Raw genomic sequence first — 20013 nt, forward strand, 5'->3', positions numbered from 1 at the left:
GGAGGGCTTTGTGCAGCGCCCCCGAATGTTCGGGGGCCGCAGTCCCACCAGAAGGCTGTGGCACTATCGCCACCTCCTCGCTAAGCTCCACCCACCGTGCGGCGCACCCTCCATCCATGCTTGTTTCTCCTGCTGCTGTGGAACCAGCCAGCCTGTGGCGAGATCGCGGAGTGGATTCCTGAAATGCGAGCGCTGGCAGCAGAGCGCACAGCCCTTCAGCAAAACCTCAGCAGCATGCCCGCAGCGCCGGAGGTGCAGTTCACCCAGCGCCTGGGCTGGCACAGCGAATACTCCTCTTCACGCGACAAAGCGGAGTGGGTGGAGCTGAATCTCGGGCAGGCGCAGCAGATCGACTCCGTGGTGCTCATCGCACCTCCGCCAAACGGTGCCTCCGTCACGCCCGGCTACGGCTTCCCGCTGCGCTTTTACGTCGAACTGCTGGATGAAGGGGAGGATAATGAGCGCACCATCATCGCCGACCACACCGCGGAAGATTTCCCGAATCCGGGCTCGCTGCCCGTGGTCATCCCCGCCGGCGGACGCATGGCACAAAAGGTGCGCATCACCGCCACACGCCTTTGCGCGACCGGGGAGAGCTGCTTCTGCGCCCTCGGAGAAGTGATGCTGCTTCAGGGAAAGCAAAACCTCGGCGCGCGCCTGGAGGCCATCGGTCCCAATGCCGTCCGCGCCAGCAGCAGCCAGGGTACCCGGCCAGACTGGGGCCGCATCAATCTCGTGGATGGCCACACCGTGCTTGGCCCACCGCTCGGCACGAGCCCCAGCCCCACGCTCGGTTTTCGCAGCGTGCCCACCAGCGAAAGCCGCCCCTACGCCAATCCCTGGCTGGAGATCGACCTCGGCACAGTGCGTCCCATTGACGAAATCCGCTTTTTCCCCGCTCATCCGCCGCTCTTTGCCCACAGCCACGGCTATGGCTTTCCAGTGCGTTATCAAATTGAACTTCGTGAAGAAGACAATGACGAGCCGCGCATTCTCCCTGAACCTCAGGCAGGCAGCTACAATGCCCTGCCTGGAGACAACGTGGTCACCATCGTCGGCGCACATCGCGCGCGTTTTGTGCGCATGCAGCTGCTGGCCCCGCACGTGAGCAATGGGGCCGTCGTGCTGGCCATGGCGGAAATGCAGGTCTGGTCCGAGGGCAAAAACATCGCTCTCGGCGGCGACGTGAATTCCCCCGACTCCACCGAGCGGGACGGCTGGTCCCGCGCCGCATTGGTGGACGGCTTTGCCAGCAGTGCGAACATCGTGGACTGGCCTGAATGGCTTGCCGCTCTTTCTCAAAGACGGGAGCTGCAGCACCAGCTTGGCTTGATCGAGACCAATCGCGAGCACGTCACCCAGCGCTGGCAGCGCATCGCTGCGGGCTTCCTCGTCGGCATCGTCGCGGCAGTCGTCATCGTTCTGCTATTGTGGCTGCGGCGGCAGCGGCAGCTCCGCCAGCAGGAACTGGAGCGCCTGCGCGAGCGCATCGCGCAGGATTTGCATGATGAAATCGGCAGCAGCCTCGGCAGCATCGCCCTCATCGCGCAGGACATCCTGGCCGAGGGGGCGCAAAGCGGCCAAGCGCGCGAAGATTTGCAGGAGATCAAAGAGATCGCCGACGAAACCGTTGGCGCCATGCGCGACATCACCCGCCTCATGCAGAGCGAGCGCTACGGCACCGATGACCTCCCCACGCTCCTGCGAGAAACCGCCGCTCGCATGCTGCGTGGCATTTCCCAAACGCTTGATCTGGACGAGCACGCCCAAACCCGCCGCCTCTCCGTGGACCGCCAGCGCGACCTCATGCTGATGTTCAAAGAAGCCCTGCACAACATCACCCGCCACGCCGCCGCCACGGAGGTGCGCATCACCCTCAAGCAGGCTCACAACAACCTCGTCCTCACCATCCGCGACAACGGCCACGGCTTCGACACCGCCGCCACCACCACCAGTGGCATGGGACTCACCAATCTCCACCGCCGCGCCGCCAAGCACCAGGGGCGCACGGAAATCACCTCTTCTCCTGAAGGCACCGTTTTAACCCTCACCCTGCCGCTGCATGCCTGACCCCATCCACCTCTGGATCATCGAAGACCACAAAACCTACGGGGAGCGTCTCGCCCGCGCCTTAAACCGTCTAGAGGGAATTTCCTGCACACAGCGCTTCACCGCCTGCGAGGACGCCTTTGCCGCGCTCACCACCGAACCAGCGCCGCAGGTGCTGCTCCTGGACGTGGGGCTGCCCGGCATGAACGGCATCGAAGGCATCGCACGGCTGCGACAGCTTGCGCCAGATGCCGCCATCGTCATCCTCACCGTGTTTGAAGAAGACGACAAAATCTTCCGCGCCATCTGCGCCGGTGCCGCCGGATACTTGTTGAAAACCTCAAGCACGGAAGACATCGCCGCTGCCATCCGCAGCGCTGCTGCCGGCGGCTCGCCCATCAATCCGCACATCGCACGACGCGTGCTGGAGATGTTTTCCAAAGCCAACACCCCGCAGAAGGACTACGGCCTCACGCCGCGCGAGCTGGAAATTCTCAAGCTCCTGGTGAACGGCAGCACTATCAAAGACGCCGCCGCCCAGCTCGGCATCGGCTACTACACCGCGGATGAGTACATCCGCAGCGTGTACGTAAAGCTCCAGGTGCGCAGCCGCGGCAGCGCGATTGCGAAGGCGGTGAAGGAGGGGCTCGTGTAGGTTCGGAACCTCGAAAATCAAAAATCGATTGCTCGACAATCGTCAATCCTTCGGTTCAGAAGCGCCGAAGCCAAACATGGTTGACGATTGATAAACAATCGATTTCAGATTTTTGAAGTGCCACACCCTGCCAAGTCTGCGCGGCCGGCTCCACCGCCCTACTTCACATACGGCCCCAGCACTTCCCTCCAGATCGCGTACCCCTTCGCATTCATGTGCAGTTGGTCTTCCACAAAGATGTCCGGCTTGGGCATCCCATCCGGCCCCAGCATGTGCGGATAGACATTGATGAACTGCAGCCGCTTGTCCGTCTTGGCAAACTCCTCCATCAGCCGGTTCGTCTCGATCATCTTGTCGATCATGCTCCAGCGCTTCGGATTTGGCGCGTTGGAGATGTAGCAGATGCGGCACTCCGGCAGCGCCGCGTGCACCTTCGTCACAAAAGCTTTGAAATCTTCAACCACCCGCTGCGGTGTCTTGCCTCCGGCGATGTCATTGCCCCCGGCGTAAAAGACCACCATACGCGGCTTGTACTTGATCACCGTCAGATGCGCATAGTTGAAGGAGTCAAAGACCTCGGAGCCGCCAAACCCGCGGTTCATCACGGGCAGGCCGGGAAAATCGCCAGCCAGGCTCGTCCAGCGGCGGATGCTGGAGCTTCCCGTGAAAATGATCGGATTTTCCGGAGGCGTCTTCTCGGCATCCTGCTTGCCAAAGGCCATGATCTCCTTCTGCCAGCGGATCGCGGAGGTGATGATATCGTAACCCGCCTCGCTGAAGTGCAGCTGGTCCTTCACATACAGCTCAGGCCTTGGCTGACCGTCCGCGCTGAGCAGCAGCGTGAAGGTGTCGATGAATTCCAGGCCCTGCTTCGCACAGAAGGCGGCGATCAGCGCGTTCGCCTTTTTGACCTGCTCCACTTCGCTCCAGCGGGAGGGCGAAGGCGGAATCGAAAGGAAGGAAACAGGAGTTTTTGGCAGGGCCGCTCTCACCTTGGTTACGAAAGCGTCAAAAGACGCCAGCACCTCCTCTGGCGTATGCCCCGCATGGATGTCATTGCCCCCAGAATTCACGTAAATCTGCTTCGGCTGGTATTTGATGACACAGCGCTCGGCAAAGAACGCCACATCGCTGAGGTGGCAGCCGCCAAATCCGCGGTTGAGCACCGGCGTCTTTTTGAAGCGCTCCGGCAGCGACTGCCAGCGGCGGATGTTGGACGCGCCTACAAACACGGTCACATCCTTCGGGGGCGCCTTGGCGGCATCCTCCGCCTCAAAGGCCTGAATGGCCTTTTCAAAACGCGCCGGATTCGCCGGCTCGAGCGCGACAGCGAAGGGCGCGGTCAGAACAAGAAAAAGCAGAACAAAACGATGATAATTCATGGCGGCATGGCAAACGTTGTGCGTTGTGGGACTCATGCAACCTTTGCTCACCAGCTTGAAACGCAAATTTGCCCGGCAGGCCGTCTCGCCCGCCCCTCCCCGCGTGGCTGCATCTCCTGTCACCCCCGTTTCCTTCGAGACCCGCGGCGAGCCGCTCTGCCCCGGCGTCACCCTCCTTCGCGAAGGAGCTCAGTTTGTGGTACACTCCCGCCATGCGGTGGCGCTGGACCTCTGCCTCTACGACCCAACGTGCCCTGCGCGCGAGACCGCCCGCATCCGCATGCAGCGCGCCGAATGCGACCTTTGGCACGTCACGGTGCTCGGCGTCAGAGCGGGCACGCCCTACGGCTACCGCGCCCAGGGGCCCTGGCTGCCAAAAAACGCCATGCGCTTCAATGCCAAGAAGCTCATGCTCGATCCCTACGCACGCGCCATCCATGGCACACCCAGCGAGGCCGAGCACATGCGCACCCTGCCAGACCCCCGGCACGCCCAGGGCCGCATAGACAACGGCGCCGAAGCGCTCAAAAGCGTGGTCATCGATGAATCCTTTGACTGGTCTGGCGACACCCGGCCCCGCGTGCCCTGGCAGGATACCGTGATCTGCGAGCTGCATGTGAAGGGCTTCACGCAAGCCCACCCCGCCGTGCCCGCCGGGCTGCGCGGTACCTATGCGGGCCTCGCGCATCCGTCCGTCACTACTTATCTGCGGCAGCTCGGCATCACCAGCGTGCAGCTTCTTCCCGTGCATCAGCACCTGGACGATGGCTTTCTGCTCGGCCGCGATCTCACCAACTACTGGGGCTACAACACCATCGGCTTCTTCGCCCCGCACAACACCTACGCCGCCGCCACAGATCCGCAGGAGCAGGTGCGCGAGTTTAAATCCATGGTGAAGGCCCTGCACGCCGCGGGCATCGAGGTGATTCTCGATGTCGTTTACAATCACACCGCCGAAGGCAATGAGCACGGCCCTTCGCTCATGTTTCGTGGGCTGGATGACCACAGCTACTACCGCCATGAGTTCGGCGAGCACGGCGCGGACTACGTCAACGTCACCGGCTGCGGCAATTCCATCGACTCCGCCAGCGCTCCCGCCCTGCGCCTCATTCTGGACAGCCTGCGCTACTGGGTCACAGAGATGCATGTGGACGGCTTCCGCTTTGACCTGGCCGTGACCGTGGCGCGAGACGAGAAAGACGGCTTCAACCGCCAGTCCCCCTTCCTCAGCGCCATCGCGCAGGACCCCGTGCTCTCCCGGGTCAAGCTCATCGCCGAAGCCTGGGACATCTCCCGCATGGACAGCTACCAGGTGGGCAATTTCCCCGAACCCTGGCGCGAGCTGAACGGTAAATACCGCGACACTGTGCGGAGCTGGTGGCGTGGAGACGCAGGGTGCACCGCCGAATTCGCCAAGCGCCTCTGCGGCAGTCAGGACGTCTTCGGCTGGAATCAGCGCCCGCCCCTGGCCAGCATCAATTTTCTCACCTCGCACGATGGTTTCACGCTGCTGGATCTCGTGAGCTACGAAAACAAGCACAACGAAGCCAACAACGAGGACAACCGCGATGGCGACAGCAACAACCACAGCACCAACTGCGGCGTGGAAGGCCCCACCACCGATGCGAAGATCCTGCTGGCACGCGCACGCCTGCGCCGCGGCCTCATGGCCACCATGATGTGCTCTCTCGGCGTCCCCTTCATCACCGCCGGGGACGAGCGCGGCCGCACCCAGGGCGGAAACAACAACGCCTACTGTCAGGACAGCCCCATCAGCTGGCTGGACTGGAGCATCTGCGACGAGGACATGCTGGCCTTCACCCGGCAGATGACGGCTTTCCGCCGCAGCCACGCAGCCTTCCGCCGCAGCAGCTATTTCGATGGCAAGCTCAACCCCGCCATCGGCCTGCGCGACGTCATCTGGCTGGAAAACGACGGCACGCTGCTGAACCACGAGGAGTGGCACCAGGACACCCGCCGCTGCTTCGGCGCCCTGCTAGGCGCCACAGGCGCAGCCGCCAGCCCCCTGCTGCTGCTCTTCAGCAACAGCGCCGAGCCCCAGCCCTTCACCCTGCTGGGAAACAAAAGCACGCTCTGGACCCTCGTCTTTGATACCGCCCTCTGTCCCTCCTTCCCGCTCCAGCCCTCCACCCTCGGCGGCGCGGAATCATACCCGCTGATAGCCCCGGGCGTCGTCTGCCTGTCATTGGCGGCCGGAGATCCGGAGACACTGGAGCCGAAGGTCTAGGAAAGCCCCTATTATCGTGGACGGCTGCAGCGGCAGCATGCCCCTCGGGCGGCGAGCACCGCCCCCTCAGAACGCTCATTCATCATTCGGCATTCGGCATCTCTCCCCTCCCGGAGGTCTCCCACCTCATCTCCCCCGCCCCCTAAATACCCGCACCTCAAGTTTGCCTAATTTTATTATGGTGTTTATAGTTTATGCGAATGTCTCATATTCGCCTCGCCATGCCCGCACCGCTTCGCTCTCTGCTCGCCAGAGGGGCGGGATCGGCCATGGTCTCCGGCTTTGTGCTGGTGGCGGTGCTCACCATGGTGGGCAAGATCGTGGCCTTTGCCAAGGACGCCCTCGTCGCTGACAAACTGGGCACGGCCGATGAGCTGGACGCCTTCATGCTCGTCTTCGGCTTTTTCACCTTTGCCTGCAGCGTGCTGGCCGGAGGGCTGCCGGAGTCCTTTGTGCCCGCCTACGCCGAACTGCGCGAACGCCGGGGCCTGCGCCGCGCCTCCCGCCTGGGAGTGCAGTGCGCTGCCTTTCACTGCACCGTACTGCTCGCCTGCGGTGGCCTGCTGGCCCTGACGGCGCCGTGGGTCGTCCAGTGGACGACCCGGGGCTTCACTCCCGCCAAGCAGACGCTGGCGGTGGGCCTTCTGCGCGGCCTCGTCCCCTTCCTGCTCTGTTTTGGCCTGGCGCAGCAGCTCGGTGCCTGGCTGCGCGCGGGCAAGACCTTTCTGCTGGCGGCTGCCGCGCCCATGCTCGTGCCCCTGGCCATCGTCACGGCCATGCTGCTGGCGGGGGATCAGGTCAGTGCCTGGACGCTGGTGTCAGGCACCGTCTGGGGATCTGCGGCGTACCTCGCAGCGATGCTGGCGGCCGTCTCCCGCAGGCTGCCGCGGCGCCTGAGCTGGTGGCGCTGCACGCTGCGCCATGCGGAGCCATTGCTGCGCCTGGTGCTGCGCAATGCCATGCCTTTCCTGATCGGCGGGGTCGCTTTCAGCAGCGCGGTGGTGGTGGATCAAACCATGGCCGCCTGGCTCACCGCTGGCTCCGTGGCCGTGCTGGGCTATTCAGACAAAGTCTGCGCCATCGTCCTGTCCGTCACCGCAGGCCCCGCCGCTGACGTGCTTTTTCCTCATTTCGCCGAGCTCGTGGCCCGGCGGGACTGGCATGGGCTGCGCCGCCGCCTCTTCACCAGCGCGGGGATCATCGTGTCTGCCGCGCTGCCCATGACGCTGCTGCTCTGCCTGCTGGCCCCGTGGATCGTCAGCATCCTGTTTGAGCGCGGCGCCTTCGGACCGCAGGATACGCAGCGCGTGGCGGAGGTGCTGCGCTACGCGGCCTTCCAGATCCCATTCTACATCCTCGGCACCGTGGCCGCGCGCGTGGCTGTCTCGCTCCAGGCTTCGCGCTTCATGCTCGTCACCGCCTTTGGCGCCCTGGTGCTGAATGCCTCGCTCAACTGGCTCCTCATGCGCCACCTCGGCGCAGCGGGCATCGCGCTTTCCACCACCATCGTGCATTTTATCTGCGCCATCGTCACGTGCATCACCTGCCTTATGGTGATCCGCCGAAAGGAGGCCGCATGAGCACCGCAGCCGCCGCTCCCATGCTGCCGGCAGTCATGCGCGCTGCCGCCAAACGCCGCGAGCGTCTGGTGCAGCTCCTCATCCTGGCCGCGCTCGCGCTGCTGGTCCCCACCATGACCAAGTACCTCCCCTGGGCGGACGATGCCGGGGTGCTGCCCATCAAACCGCGTGACTACACCCTGCTCACGCTCGCCTTTGCGGGTGTCATGGTGATGCTGAACAAGCCCAGCATCTGCCCGGCCGCCTTTTTCATGCTCATCGTCCCGCTCCTCCGCGTGCTGGACGCCGCCTTCCTGCAGCGCTTCACCGTCACCGCCCTGGGAGACCACAGCATCGTGGTCATGACGCTGATCTCCAATTTCCTCGTGACCTTCACCACCGTGCTGCTGCTTTCCGCGGAGCCGTGGCGTCGCGTGGCCATGTGGGTGGCCGTGTGCACCTCGCTGGTCTGCGCAGGCTGCGTGTATTACGAGTGGCTGGGCTTCCGCTCCTTCACCCGCATCGACGGCCGAATGGCCGGCTTCCCCACGGACCCGAATGACCCGCCCATCATCATCAGCCTGATGCTCGCCGCCATCTTCACGCTGAACCCGCGCTTCTGGTGGAATGTGGCGCTCATTGCCGTGGTCACGCCGGCCATCGCCCTCACGCTGAGCCGCAGCGGCATGGCTGTGTATTCCTGTCTGCTGCTCGCCTATATCGTCGGCAATCTGCGCCACCACTTCATGGGCATGCTGCTCATCTTTTCCATTGCCGTGCCGCTGGCCATTGGTGGCGTGGCCATTCTGTCCCAGACTTCCACGAAAATCGGCATCGTCAGCAACAAGGACACAATGGACCGCCTCAAGGCCATCTACGAGCTGGACTTCGAGCGCATCAAATCCCCCGAGCGTGGCAAGGACCTGCAGGATGGCTGGGAGGCCGCCGGCAAGGAGCCGCTGTGGGGTCACGGCACGGGTGCGGGCACCAGCTTGTGGAAACCTCACAACCAGGTCGTCTCGCTCTGGATCGACATCGGCATCTTCGGCGTGCTTTTGTATGTGGGAAATCTCCTGCTTCTCACCTTCCGCGTTTTTACCCTCAGGCTGCGGGGCTTCTACTGCCTCGTCCCACTATGGTTGTTCATCCCGTGCAGCCAGATCCTCACCGAGTCTCCTCACTACTGGTTCACTGCCGCCGTCTGCTGCAATCTGGTTTACACCGGCCGTTTCCGTCTGGTGCTTGGCTCACCCGCCAAGGCGGAGGAGCCTTCTCACACGCCGCTGCCTCAGTCATGAAGATCGCCTTCATCATCCGCGACCTCGGCCATGGCGGCGCTCAGCGCCAGCTCGTGCTGCTGGCCGCCGGCATGGTGAAGGAAGGCCACGAAGTCAGCGTGCTGCATTTCTACGACGGCCCCTTCCGCGCCGAGCTGGAGGCCAGCGGTGTGCGTACGCTGTGCATCGGCAAAAAGAGCCGCTGGGATCTCGCGGGCTTCTTCCTGCGCCTTGTCAAAGTCGCACGCAGTCTCCAGGCCGAGGTCATCCACGGCTACCTCGCGGAATCGAATCTCATGGCTTTGTTCTTGAAGCTCTTCTGCGGATTTCCCCGCATCGTCTGGGGTGTGCGCGACTCTCAGACAGACGCCCACCTCTGGGGCATCCTCGGCAGGCTCAGCTTCCGCCTCAACTGCCTCCTCGCCCGCTTTGCCGATGTCATCATCTGCAACTCCCAGGCCGGGCGCGCCTACTACGCCGCCCGTGGCTACCCGCTGCACAAGATGCACGTCATTCCCAACGGCATTGATACCGGGCGTTTCAAACCGCAGCCTCGCGCCCCTTCGCAGACGCTCACCTTCGGCCTTGTCGGACGCATGAACCCGATGAAGGACATCGCCACCTTCCTCGCGGCTGCGGCGCTGGATCCGCACGCCAAATTCATCATCGTCGGTTCTGGAGATCCCGGTTACGAAAAGCAGATGCGCGAGCTCGCCACACGCCTCGGCCTCGATGAGCGCCTCACCTGGATGCCCGCGCAGGACGACATGCCCTCGGTCTATGCAAAGTTCGACTGCCTGGTGAACTCCAGCGCCTTTGGCGAGGGCTTTTCCAATGTCATCGGCGAGGCCATGGCCTGCGGCGTTCCCTGCATCGCCAGCAACGTGGGCGACAGCGCCTGGCTCATCGGCGACAAAGCGCAAATCTTCCCTGTGGGCGATCACACCGCGCTCGCGCAGTGCATGCTTTCCTTCCAGCCGCACAATCCCCGCCAGCGCATCGTCGATGAATTCAGCGTCGCCAAGCTTGTCGAGCGCACCACCCGCCTGCTCTCCAAAAAAGTTCTCTGGCTTACCACCGGCCTCGGCAGCGGCGGCGCGGAGATGATGCTCGTGCAGCTTATCCGTGGCCTGCCGCAGTTTCAACACGTCGTCGTGTCCCTCACCGCCGGTGGCAAGCACGCCACCGCTTTGCGCGCGGCGGGCATCCCGGTTCACAGCCTCGACATGCCTGCTGGCAGGCCCACGCTGAGCTCGCTGTGGGGCTTGTTCAAAGTCGTGCGCGAAACCAAGGCGGATGTGATGATGGGCTGGATGTATCACGGCTGCTTTGCCGCCGTGCTCGCCCGCTGCATGCGTTTCAAACGCGTGCCGATGATTTGGAACGTGCGCCAGAGTCTCTACGATCTGAAGCACGAGAAGCGCGGCAGCGCCCTCGTCATCCGCGCTCTCGCCTGGCTCTCCTGGCTTCCCCAGCGCATCACCTACAACACGCAGACAGGCGCCCAGCAGCACGAAGCCCTCGGCTATCGCGCTGTCAAAACCGAGCTCATCCCCAACGGCTTTGACCTCGCCCGCTGGCGGCCTGCCACGCGGAGGCCCGGCCTCATAGGGCGCTTTGGCCGCAATGCCCCCATGAAGGATTACGCCACCTTCATCGCCGCCGCGAAACTCATCACGCAGCAGCGTCCTGCCACACAGTTCATCATCGTCGGCGCAGGCACAGAGGAGCTCGAAGTGCCGCCAAACATCCAACTCCTCGGCGAACGCCACGACCTGCCCGAACTCACCGCCTCGCTCCACATCGCCGTGTCCTCCTCCGGCTTTGGCGAAGGCTTCCCCAATGTGGTCGGCGAAGCCATGGCCTGTGCAGTGCCTGTAGTCGCCACAGACATCGGCGACACCCGCTGGGTGATGGGCGAAACCGGCCGCCTCGTCCCGCCGCGTGACCCCGCAGCCCTCGCCGCAGCTTGCATTGAGATTCTGGATGCCGGTCTCACGCCCGATCACGCCGCACGCGAGCGCATCGAGCAGCAGTTCTCCATTAAGAGCGTGCTGCAAAAATTCGCCGCTTTGCTCAACTCCCCACGAAGAGCCGCCGCCTCACCGCGGGCCCACGCGCCGCACCCCCTCGCCACACCCCTTCCCCATCCTTGATCCATGTGCGGCATCGCTGGCTTCTTCGCTCCACCTTCTTCATGCCCTTCGCATGAAATGAACGCCATCGTCACCGCCATGACGGATGCCATCATCCTTCGCGGTCCCGATGACGCAGGCGCATGGGTCGAGTCTTCCAGCGGCATCGCACTCGGACATCGCCGCCTCTCCATTCTCGATCTCTCACCTCTCGGCCATCAGCCCATGACCAGCGCCGATGGCCGCTTCGTCATCGTCTTCAATGGGGAGATCTACAACTTCCAGGACCTGCGCACCGAAATCGAAACCCACGGCCACACCTGGCGTGGCCATTCGGACACCGAGATCATGCTCGCCGCCTTCTGCCAGTGGGGCGTCATCGAAGCCACCAAGCGCTTCAACGGCATGTTTGCCTACGCCGTGTGGGACAAGCAGGAGCATGTGCTCCATCTCGCCCGCGACCGCATGGGCGAAAAGCCGCTCTATTACGGCTGGATCGGCGAGACCTTTGTCTTCGCATCCGAGCTCAAAGCGCTGCAACGTTTCCCCGGCTTCAATGCTTCTGTAGATCGCGAAGCTCTCACCTCGCTGCTGCGCTTCAATTACATCCCCGACCCGCTCTGCATCTACCAAGGCTTCCACAAGCTGCCTCCCGCTGCCATGTTGAGCATGAAGACCCCCGGCGAGCGCCCACAACCCGGCTGGTACTGGAGCCTGCCCCACGTCGTCGAGCGCGGCCTCGACAACCCTTTCACCGGCAGCGAAGCCGAGGCCATCGACACCTTCGAAGCCATGCTCCAAAAAGCCGTCGGCATGCGCATGGTGTCTGACGTGCCACTCGGTGCCTTCTTGAGCGGCGGCATCGACTCCTCGCTCATCGTCGCGATGATGCAGAAGCAAAGCGCCCGCCCCGTGCGCACCTTCACCATCGGCTTCCACGAGAAGCAGTACAACGAGGCCGAGATCGCCAAGAGCGTGGCCCAGCACCTTGGCACCGAGCACACCGAAATGTACGTCACCGGCGAAGACGCGCTCAATGTCATCCCGCAGCTCCCATCACTCTACGACGAGCCCTTCGCCGACTACTCGCAGATCCCCACCCACCTCGTGTGCAAAATGGCGCGCCAGCATGTGACCGTGGCCCTGAGCGGCGATGCCGGCGATGAACTTTTCGGCGGCTACGAACGCTACGCCATGGGCCGCAGCCTCTGGAACAAGTTTGCCTGGATGCCACCCGCAATGAAGAAATTGACTGCGAGCGTGCTCACCGTCATGCCACCCGGCGTCCTCAACAGCGTCGGCGCCAAAGTCCTGCCCAAGAGCAAGCGCCACATCCCCGTCGGCGACAAGTTGCACAAGCTCGCGGAAGTCGTCGCCACTCCCGGCATGGAGGCGCTGTATCTCAACATCATGTCCTACTGGAAAAAACCCACGGACATTGTGATCAACGGCAAAGATCCCGTCACCGCCATCACCAATCCCAAGGCATGGCCGCGTGTGAGCGATTTCACCCACCGCATGATGTACCTCGACATGGAGACCTACCTCCCCGGCGACATCCTCACCAAGGTGGACCGCGCCGCCATGGGTGTCAGCCTCGAAGGCCGCATCCCTCTGCTCGACACCCACCTCATCGAGTTCGCCTGGCGCATTCCGTATTCCATGAAAGTGCGCAACGGCAAAGGCAAATGGCTCATGCGCGAGACCCTCTACCGCCACGTGCCCAAGGCCATGATCGACCGTCCCAAGCAAGGCTTCGGCATCCCCCTGGAAATCTGGCTGCGCGGCCCCCTGCGCGATTGGGCCGAGGACCTCCTCAGCGAATCACGCCTCAAACGCGAAGGCTTCTTCCACCCCGCCCCCATCCGCCAAAAGTGGAGCGAACACCTCAGCGGCACCCGCAACTGGCACTTCTACCTCTGGGACATCCTCATGTTCCAAGCCTGGCTGCAGGCGCAAAAGGCATAAGTCGCCAAGGAGCGCGGGTCTCCGAGCCCGCAGCAGGTCGCAGGCACTTGGCGTGAGGCATTCCACGCTAAAGGTCGCAAACACGACGACATCCGTGCAGCAAAAGAAAAGCCCATGCGGGGCTTCAAGCGTCTGCGGAGTGCTGCGGACTCGGAGGTCCGCGCTCCGTCAACCTCTTCATCTTCTCCCGCACCCACTTCATCGAAGGCCGCTCAATACACACCGAGATCACCCACGCCAGCAGCACCATCGCCACCACCGTCACGCCCAGCCGCATCCAGGCCGACGTCGTCACCGCCCCCAGCGCATTCAGCAAAATCAGCCCGATGTTCTGATGAATCAGATACAGCGGATACGAAATCGCCCCCAGGAACACCAGCACCTTGGCATTGAGAAACGGCAGCCGCCCCGTCGTGGCCAGGTGCAGCAGCAGCCCAAACGCCAGCACCAGCGCAAAATGAAGCTGGCTCTCCGCCTTCCACCACGCTATCGCCCCGCACACCAGCAGCACCAGCGAGTGCCCCGCGCTCCATGCCCGCCGGCGGTGCGAATCATACAAGATCATGCCCACGCCAAACAGGTGGATGTAGTCCAGGCTCGTCACCGCCTTGATCTTCCCCGTGAGCCGATACACCAGCGACTCCGCATTCAAATGCGTGAGAATCCCATGCGCTGCCGCCGCCGCAGCCAGCCACAGCAGCAGCACCGGCACCGTATGCTTTTTAAATGCCCCCAAGAGATGCAGGATGAGCATGGCCACGTAAAACAGCAGCTCGTATTCCAGGGACCAGTACACCCCGTCAATCATCCGGGCACGGACAAAGCGCGGCAGCATGGTCAGGTTCCACAGAGCTTCCCCCGAGTTCACCTCCATGCCCGGCAGGCCAAAGTTGGCCGTCACCAGCAGTGTGATCACCGCACAGGCCCAGAGCGTGGGGTACAACCGTGAAAAACGCCCCACCGCAAAGCTGGCCGCCGACTTCGCGCGATCCAGCGTCATGAAAATCACGAAACCGCTGATCATGAAAAACAGATCCACCCCTGCGCCGCCATACGGAAACTGAAACGGCGGATCGTAGAGATGAAACGTCCAGTTTTTCGCAATCCCGCTGGTGAAATGAAACAGCAGCACCGCCACAGCCGCGATGCCGCGCAGGGCATCCAGCTCTCCGATTCTCAGCCTGGGATTGATCGAGTTCATGGCAGTTTCAGGATCGGAGTCAGCTCACGCGTCAGCACCCCATACCCCGCTTTGCTGAGATGCAGGTGATCCTCCTTGTAAAGCTCCAGCCGCTGGTTCCCGTCCGCCTCCAGAAAAGCCGGTGACAGATCATGGTATTCCACACCCTTGAGCTGCTTCAGCCGCCCGTTGATCTCACCAATCCAAGGCCGGATCGGCGATGCCGCCTCATACACCGGCAGCAGCCCCAGCAGCACAATCCGCGTGCCCGGGTGCTTTGCGTGAACGCGCTCCACGATCGTCTCAATCCCCCGCGCCGTGTCGCTGGCGCTGAAATCCCGCCAGAAGTTGTTGATGCCGATCATGAGCACCACCGTCTCCGGTGCCGGCCCACCCAGAATGCCATGCTCCAGCCGCCACAGCACATGCTGCGGCCCCTCTCCCCCCACGCCAAAATTCAACGCCTTCACCGGAGCGACATGTTCCTTCCACACCGCCTCATCCCAGCTCTCCGTCAGTGAATCGCCAATAAAAAGCACCTTCGCCTGCGCCTGTTTCACCGCCTCCGCCTGCTGCTTCACCGTGTTCGCCCAGTCCGCCGAATCATCCCTCATCGCCGCCTCCCACGGCACCTCGGCGGCATGCGTCCACACCGCCGTGGCAAGGCAGAAAAGGGCTGGAAAAATGCGGCGCAAAGACATGTACACGGAAAAGCTAAGCCCCCGCTCTCACGAGATCAAGCTGCGCAGTAAAAACCCAGCGCCAAAGTACTCGCGAGCTTCAGCCCGCTCCGGGAGGATCCGCGCCATCCAGAGTGAGCTAAAGCTCACGAGTACTCTCATACTCCTTCACCAGCGCCCCAAAGCACGCCTCCTGGCTGAACCGCTCCTCCGCCACCTGCCGGTGATTCGAAGGCCGTGCCTTCCCACAATCCTCCGCCCACTTCCCAATCGCCTCAGCAAACCCGCCCACATCCTCCTTCGCCGCCGACCAGCAGTGCGAGAGGCCCATCTCCACAAAATCCTGGTTCCCGGGCACCCGGCTCAGGATCACCGGCACATCACAGGCCAGCGCCTCCAGCACCGCAAACGACAACCCCTCATAGCGCGAGGTGAGAATCATCCCATCCAGCGCCTGATAAAACGACAGCGGCTCCGAAAGATAAGTCTGCCGCACAATGCGCGCCCGAATCCCCAGCTCCTCCGCCAGTGCCGCACACTCCGCCGAAAGCTCACCATCACCGAGATGATACAGCCACAGCTCCGGCCTCTTCTCACACGCTTTGGCAAACGCACGATACAGCGTCAGCGGGTCCTTTTGAAACGTCAGCCTCCCCACCGATCCCAGCAGCACAGCCTCCGGCGGCACCCCCACCGCCGCGCGGATATCCCGCCGCTTCGCCACATCCGCCGGCCGAAACCGCGCACAGTCCACCGGATTGGGAATCAACCTCAGCCGCTTCTGCGGAATCCGCAGCACCTCGCGCGCAAAACTCCTCTCTCCCTCTGAAAGAGTGATCGTCGTTCCCACACGCCCGAGCACCCTCTCCACCGCATTAAACACCCGCGCCTTCATCCCGCCCTTGCCAGACAGCCCGTAGTAAGCATGCGGCGTGTAAAAAATCGGAATCCGAACTCCCAGCCCCACCAGCGCCCGTGCCAGCGCACCCGCCTTGGAGCTGTGTGCATGGATCACATCGGGCTTCGCCTCCCGCACCAGCCTGCGCAGCTTGATGAGCGCCGCCGCATCCCCCGGGCCCGGTGCATTGCTCACGGCCAGATTCACCGTCCTGCCACCCGCCGCCTGCACCCGCGCCACCAGTTGCGTCAGCCGGTCCGAGCCGCGCACATCCGAATACGCCAGATGCACCCGATGCCCGCGCTCCATCAGAAACGACGCCAGAGCCTCGACGTGCCGGAACACGCCGTCCACCCCAGGTTCGGTCACAAGCAGGATTTGCATCGAAGAAAGCTGTTCAGCACTCTTCGTCGTCCACCGCAGCCTTGCCACCAAAAATGATTCCGCGCTTCGTGCTGGCCACGAAATCCGCAAAGGCCGCGGCCTCCGGTGTCAGTTTTTCCGCACGCAGCTCCTCCACCGCCTGCGCATTGTTCAGGCCGCTGCGGTACACTTTGCGGAAGGCCTCCCGCAGGGAGCGCATTTGCTCGCGCGTGAATCCCGCCCGCTGCAGCCCCACAATGTTCAGTCCGCGCGCACGCGCCGGGTTGCCATCCGCCGTGCAGTACGGCGGGATGTCCTGCACCACCTTGGCGCAGCCACCGATGATCGAGCGCGTGCCGATGCGGCAGAACTGATGCACCGCCGTGAGGCCGCCGATGATCACATGATCCTCCACCACCACATGCCCGGCCAGCGTGCCGTTGTTGGAAAAGATCACGTGATTCCCCACCACGCAGTCATGCGCGATGTGCACGTAGGAGAGAAAGTTGTTATGGCTGCCGATGATCGTGCTGTCTCCCGGAGAGGTGGCGCGGTGTACGGAGCAAAACTCGCGGAAGGTGTTGTTGTCCCCCACTTCCAGCCAGGTCGGCTCCGCCCGGTATTTCAAGTCCTGCGTCTGCTGGCCGATGGACCCGTAGGCGTAGAAACGGTTGTTCTTCCCGAACCTCGACGGCCCCATGATGGTCACATGATGCTGCAGCCAGCAGCCTTCCCCCAGTTCCACACCCGCGCCGATGATGCAGTAAGGCCCGATGTGGACGTCCGCACCGATTTTGGCGGAGGGATCAATGATGGCGGTCGGGTGGATCGAGGCTGGCATGCGTGAGTAGTCTGTCTGTTAGCGGTCCACCACGCTGAACATCAGCTCGGCCTCGGACACCACCTGCCCGTTCACACTGCAGCGGCCGATGCCGCTGGCGATGCTGCGCTTGGTCTTCAGGATTTCGGTTTCAATGACGAGCGTGTCTCCCGGCAGCACCGGCCGGCGCCACTTCACATTGTTCGCGCTCATGAAATAGCCTATCTTGCCCTGGTTCCCGGGCATCCGCAGCAGCACGATGCTCGCCACCTGCGCCATCGCCTCCAGTTGCAGCACGCCTGGCATGATCGGGTGGCCGGGGAAATGCCCCTGGAAGAACGGCTCGTTGATCGTCACATTCTTCATGCCCGTGCACTTGGATTCGCCCTCAAAGCCGATGATGCGGTCCACCAGCAGGAAGGGGTAGCGGTGCGGCAGGATGTTCATCACCTCGTTCACATCCAGGACTGCTTCGCCGCTCGGAATGTTCACTGGCACCGGCACCATGCTGCGCATCTGGTTGTACTGCGCAACGATAGCGCGCGCCAGCTCCGTGTTTGGCCCGTGGCCGGGGCGCACGGCGATCACGTGGCCGAGAATGCGCTTCCCCGAGAGCATCAGGTCTCCCACAATGTCCAGGATCTTGTGCCTCACAAACTCATCCGCAAAGCGCAGTGGCTGCTTGGACAGCAGCGTCTCACCGCGGATGACCACCGCAGCCTCCAGCGTGCCGCCCTTGATCAACCCCTTCTCCATCAGCGGAGCGATGTCCTCGTAATACACAAAGGTCCGCGCCGCTGCGATTTCCTTCTCGTAGGTCTCCGGGGTGATCTCCGTGCTGTAATACTGCGTGAAGCGTCCGCCCGGGCCCACGTTCGTGCAGGAGATGCGGAACTTTTTGTCCGGCACAATCGTCAGGATGGTGCCGTCACGTGTCTCCTGGTAGATCGGTTCGCGCACCTCGAAAAACTTGCGCGCGTCCTTCTGCTCCTGCAGCCCCGCGGATTTGACCAGCTCCACAAAGGGCATCGCGCTGCCATCGGCGATGGGCGGCTCGTTGGCGTCCATCTCGATGATCGCATTGTCCACCCCCATGCCCGCCAGCGCGGAGATCACATGCTCCACCGTGTGCACATTTACGCCGCCCTCGGCAATGGTCGTGGCGCGCTCCACCTTCTGCACCTTCTCCACCAGCGCCGGGATGAAGGGTTTGTCCTCCAGGTCGATGCGACGGAACTTGAAGCCAAAATTCTCCGGCGCAGGCTGCAGGGTGAGGGTGACCTGCTCGCCGGTATGGAGCGAGGTGCCCGTCATCGAGACGGGCTTGGCAAGGGTGTGCTGACGGTCGGAGGCGGCCATAGGCGGGAGCGCGTTTGTTAGCGTCGTGCCCCCCCAGGGTCAAAGGGAAATGCAGGGAGCGGCCCTCCCCTGTTCAGGCTAGCCCAGCCCCCCTCCCCTACCGCTTTCCAATGCACCACAGGTGCTGATGTCCGCGGATAAACAGCCTCCCGTCACTCACAGCGATCGAGCCAATGATTTTCTCCCCCAGCGAATTCGTGGCCAGGAGCTCAAATTTCGGGTTCGCCTTGAAAACAAAACAGTCGCCGATCTGGTTCGCCGCATAGCACTTCCCATCCGCGCTCAGCACCAGGGAGGACCAGTTGTTCCCCTTCAGCCTCTCCTGAAACACCATCTCCCCGGTTTTCAGATCCCGGCACTCCGCGATCCCTCCGTCACTCAAAATGTAATGGTAGCCATCATGCACCACACCGCTGCCGATACGCTGGCTCACCTTCGGCATCTGCCACACCCGGTTCTTCTCCGTCACATCTCCATTCCCGCCGGCCTTCACCGCCAGCGCCGCACCGTTGTACCCGCTCATCGCGATCATCACGCCATCCGCATACAGCGGTGAATTGTACACCAGGTTTGTCAGCCCGCCGGAGCTCCACAGTTCTTTGCCCGTCGTCGGGTCAAAGGCGCAGGCCCGCGTGGGGTAGCACATCAGCAGTTCCTCACGGCCGCCCACCTCGCGCAGCAGGGGATCTGCCCATGATCCCAGCCATTTCTTCCCTTCCCCCTCTCCGGAGGCGCCGCCAGGCTCCTTGTGCTTCCAGAGGGTTTTACCCGTCTTTTTGTCAAAGCAGTACAAGACCGTGTTCTCACCGGGCCCGAAGTTCAGAAACACCCGCGCTCCTGCCAGCACCGGCGAGGTGCCGTTGCCCCAGATGTGGTGCTGTTTGCCCAGATCCGTGCGCTTCCATATCTCCTTTCCGTTCATGTCATAGCAGTACACACCCGCAGACGCAAAAAACACGATCACCCGCTCCCCATCCGTGGCCGGAGAGGCCGAGCAATACGGGTTCGTGCTGTGCGTCAGCTCCGGTTCCCGATAAATCACCCCCGCATCCCACAGTTGCCTGCCCGTCTGCTTGTCAAAGCACAGCAGCAGCCGCTTCCCTTCCTTCTCAATCGCCTGTGTTACGAAGACCTTGTCGCCCCACACCACCGGCGTCGAGTTTCCCCGCTCCGGCAGATCCACCTTCCACACCACATTCTCCGTCTGGCTCCACTTCTCCGGCAGGTTTGCCTCCGTGCAGGTCCCGTCCCCATTGGCCCCACGCCACATGGGCCAGTTGTCGGCATGCAGAGGCACGATTGCGCCAAAAATGAAAATCAGCGGGAAGACAAGTTTCATGGTGAATGGTTGGATGAACGGCTGATGAAACGTCAGGCGGCGGGCATTCATGTCATTCCGACTGCCATGCTCTCTTAATGCCCTGTCCATTGCAAGCTTGC

General features: G+C 62.8%; 14 protein-coding genes. 7 read left to right on the forward strand and 7 right to left on the reverse strand.

The window, feature by feature from the left end:
* The first annotated feature begins 96 nt into the window (after positions 1–96).
* Positions 97–2070, forward strand: a complete 1974-nt coding sequence (locus ACILSQ_RS17630) for an ATP-binding protein (RefSeq protein ID WP_395744967.1) — start codon at positions 97–99, stop codon at positions 2068–2070.
* Positions 2063–2704, forward strand: coding sequence for a response regulator (locus tag ACILSQ_RS17635; RefSeq protein WP_395744968.1), 642 nt, complete (start codon positions 2063–2065; stop codon positions 2702–2704). Before ACILSQ_RS17630 ends, ACILSQ_RS17635 begins: the two co-directional genes overlap by 8 nt.
* Before the next feature lie 158 nt (positions 2705–2862).
* Here ACILSQ_RS17635 and ACILSQ_RS17640 read toward each other — a convergent pair whose 3' ends face one another.
* Positions 2863–4086, reverse strand: coding sequence for a GDSL-type esterase/lipase family protein (locus ACILSQ_RS17640; RefSeq protein WP_395744969.1), 1224 nt, complete (start codon positions 4084–4086; stop codon positions 2863–2865).
* A 34-nt stretch (positions 4087–4120) separates the two neighbouring features.
* On the opposite strand from ACILSQ_RS17640, the gene glgX reads away from it, so the two are divergent.
* From glgX to asnB, 5 genes are all read left to right on the forward strand, one after another.
* On the forward strand, positions 4121–6334 hold the full coding sequence (glgX, locus tag ACILSQ_RS17645) for a glycogen debranching protein GlgX (protein WP_395744970.1): 2214 nt from the start codon (positions 4121–4123) through the stop codon (positions 6332–6334).
* Between the two features lie 221 nt (positions 6335–6555).
* Complete coding sequence (gene murJ / locus ACILSQ_RS17650) at positions 6556–7914, forward strand: murein biosynthesis integral membrane protein MurJ (RefSeq protein WP_395744971.1); 1359 nt, start codon at positions 6556–6558, stop codon at positions 7912–7914.
* Positions 7911–9191: an O-antigen ligase family protein gene (locus tag ACILSQ_RS17655; protein ID WP_395744972.1), complete on the forward strand. Its 1281-nt coding sequence runs from the start codon at positions 7911–7913 to the stop codon at positions 9189–9191. The genes murJ and ACILSQ_RS17655 overlap by 4 nt, the downstream gene beginning before the upstream one ends.
* Positions 9188–11326, forward strand: coding sequence for a glycosyltransferase (locus ACILSQ_RS17660; RefSeq protein WP_395744973.1), 2139 nt, complete (start codon positions 9188–9190; stop codon positions 11324–11326). The genes ACILSQ_RS17655 and ACILSQ_RS17660 overlap by 4 nt, the downstream gene beginning before the upstream one ends.
* Positions 11327–11329: 3 nt before the next feature.
* Positions 11330–13273, forward strand: a complete 1944-nt coding sequence (asnB, locus tag ACILSQ_RS17665; protein WP_395744974.1) for an asparagine synthase (glutamine-hydrolyzing) — start codon at positions 11330–11332, stop codon at positions 13271–13273.
* 124 nt (positions 13274–13397) lie between these two features.
* On the opposite strand, the gene ACILSQ_RS17670 is transcribed toward asnB, so the two are convergent.
* The 6 genes from ACILSQ_RS17670 to ACILSQ_RS17695 form a co-directional block, all read right to left on the reverse strand.
* Complete coding sequence (locus ACILSQ_RS17670) at positions 13398–14474, reverse strand: acyltransferase family protein (RefSeq protein ID WP_395744975.1); 1077 nt, start codon at positions 14472–14474, stop codon at positions 13398–13400.
* Positions 14471–15154, reverse strand: a complete 684-nt coding sequence (locus ACILSQ_RS17675) for a GDSL-type esterase/lipase family protein (protein WP_395744976.1) — start codon at positions 15152–15154, stop codon at positions 14471–14473. The genes ACILSQ_RS17670 and ACILSQ_RS17675 overlap by 4 nt, the downstream gene beginning before the upstream one ends.
* 118 nt (positions 15155–15272) lie before the next feature.
* The gene (locus ACILSQ_RS17680; protein ID WP_395744977.1) at positions 15273–16415 is read right to left on the reverse strand and encodes a glycosyltransferase; all 1143 of its coding nucleotides are present in this window, start codon (positions 16413–16415) and stop codon (positions 15273–15275) included.
* A gap of 13 nt (positions 16416–16428) precedes the next feature.
* Positions 16429–17235 carry an acyl-ACP--UDP-N-acetylglucosamine O-acyltransferase gene (gene lpxA, locus ACILSQ_RS17685; RefSeq protein ID WP_395744978.1) on the reverse strand — a complete coding sequence of 269 codons (807 nt, stop codon included), beginning with the start codon at positions 17233–17235 and terminating at the stop codon, positions 16429–16431.
* A gap of 18 nt (positions 17236–17253) precedes the next feature.
* Entirely contained in the window at positions 17254–18573 is a 1320-nt protein-coding gene (locus tag ACILSQ_RS17690) for a bifunctional UDP-3-O-[3-hydroxymyristoyl] N-acetylglucosamine deacetylase/3-hydroxyacyl-ACP dehydratase (RefSeq protein ID WP_395744979.1), read from the reverse strand.
* 97 nt (positions 18574–18670) lie between these two features.
* Positions 18671–19912 (reverse strand): PQQ-binding-like beta-propeller repeat protein, encoded by a 1242-nt coding sequence (locus tag ACILSQ_RS17695; RefSeq protein ID WP_395744980.1) that lies wholly within the window; start codon positions 19910–19912, stop codon positions 18671–18673.
* Positions 19913–20013: the final 101 nt, after the last annotated feature.

The organism is Prosthecobacter sp. (genome assembly GCF_044227185.1).
Classification (GTDB): Bacteria; Verrucomicrobiota; Verrucomicrobiia; order Verrucomicrobiales; family Verrucomicrobiaceae; genus Prosthecobacter.

What these genes read in the sequence shown, in the direction of transcription:
- ACILSQ_RS17635 (WP_395744968.1), top strand. Translation starts at nt 2,063, where the DNA reads ATGCCTGACCCCATCCACCTCTGGATCATCGAAGACCACAAAACCTAC.
- ACILSQ_RS17640 (WP_395744969.1), bottom strand. Translation starts at nt 4,086, where the DNA reads ATGAATTATCATCGTTTTGTTCTGCTTTTTCTTGTTCTGACCGCGCCC.
- glgX (WP_395744970.1), top strand. Translation starts at nt 4,121, where the DNA reads ATGCAACCTTTGCTCACCAGCTTGAAACGCAAATTTGCCCGGCAGGCC.
- murJ (WP_395744971.1), top strand. Translation starts at nt 6,556, where the DNA reads ATGCCCGCACCGCTTCGCTCTCTGCTCGCCAGAGGGGCGGGATCGGCC.
- ACILSQ_RS17655 (WP_395744972.1), top strand. Translation starts at nt 7,911, where the DNA reads ATGAGCACCGCAGCCGCCGCTCCCATGCTGCCGGCAGTCATGCGCGCT.
- ACILSQ_RS17660 (WP_395744973.1), top strand. Translation starts at nt 9,188, where the DNA reads ATGAAGATCGCCTTCATCATCCGCGACCTCGGCCATGGCGGCGCTCAG.
- asnB (WP_395744974.1), top strand. Translation starts at nt 11,330, where the DNA reads ATGTGCGGCATCGCTGGCTTCTTCGCTCCACCTTCTTCATGCCCTTCG.
- ACILSQ_RS17670 (WP_395744975.1), bottom strand. Translation starts at nt 14,474, where the DNA reads ATGAACTCGATCAATCCCAGGCTGAGAATCGGAGAGCTGGATGCCCTG.
- ACILSQ_RS17675 (WP_395744976.1), bottom strand. Translation starts at nt 15,154, where the DNA reads ATGTCTTTGCGCCGCATTTTTCCAGCCCTTTTCTGCCTTGCCACGGCG.
- ACILSQ_RS17680 (WP_395744977.1), bottom strand. Translation starts at nt 16,415, where the DNA reads ATGCAAATCCTGCTTGTGACCGAACCTGGGGTGGACGGCGTGTTCCGG.
- lpxA (WP_395744978.1), bottom strand. Translation starts at nt 17,235, where the DNA reads ATGCCAGCCTCGATCCACCCGACCGCCATCATTGATCCCTCCGCCAAA.
- ACILSQ_RS17690 (WP_395744979.1), bottom strand. Translation starts at nt 18,573, where the DNA reads ATGGCCGCCTCCGACCGTCAGCACACCCTTGCCAAGCCCGTCTCGATG.
- ACILSQ_RS17695 (WP_395744980.1), bottom strand. Translation starts at nt 19,912, where the DNA reads ATGAAACTTGTCTTCCCGCTGATTTTCATTTTTGGCGCAATCGTGCCT.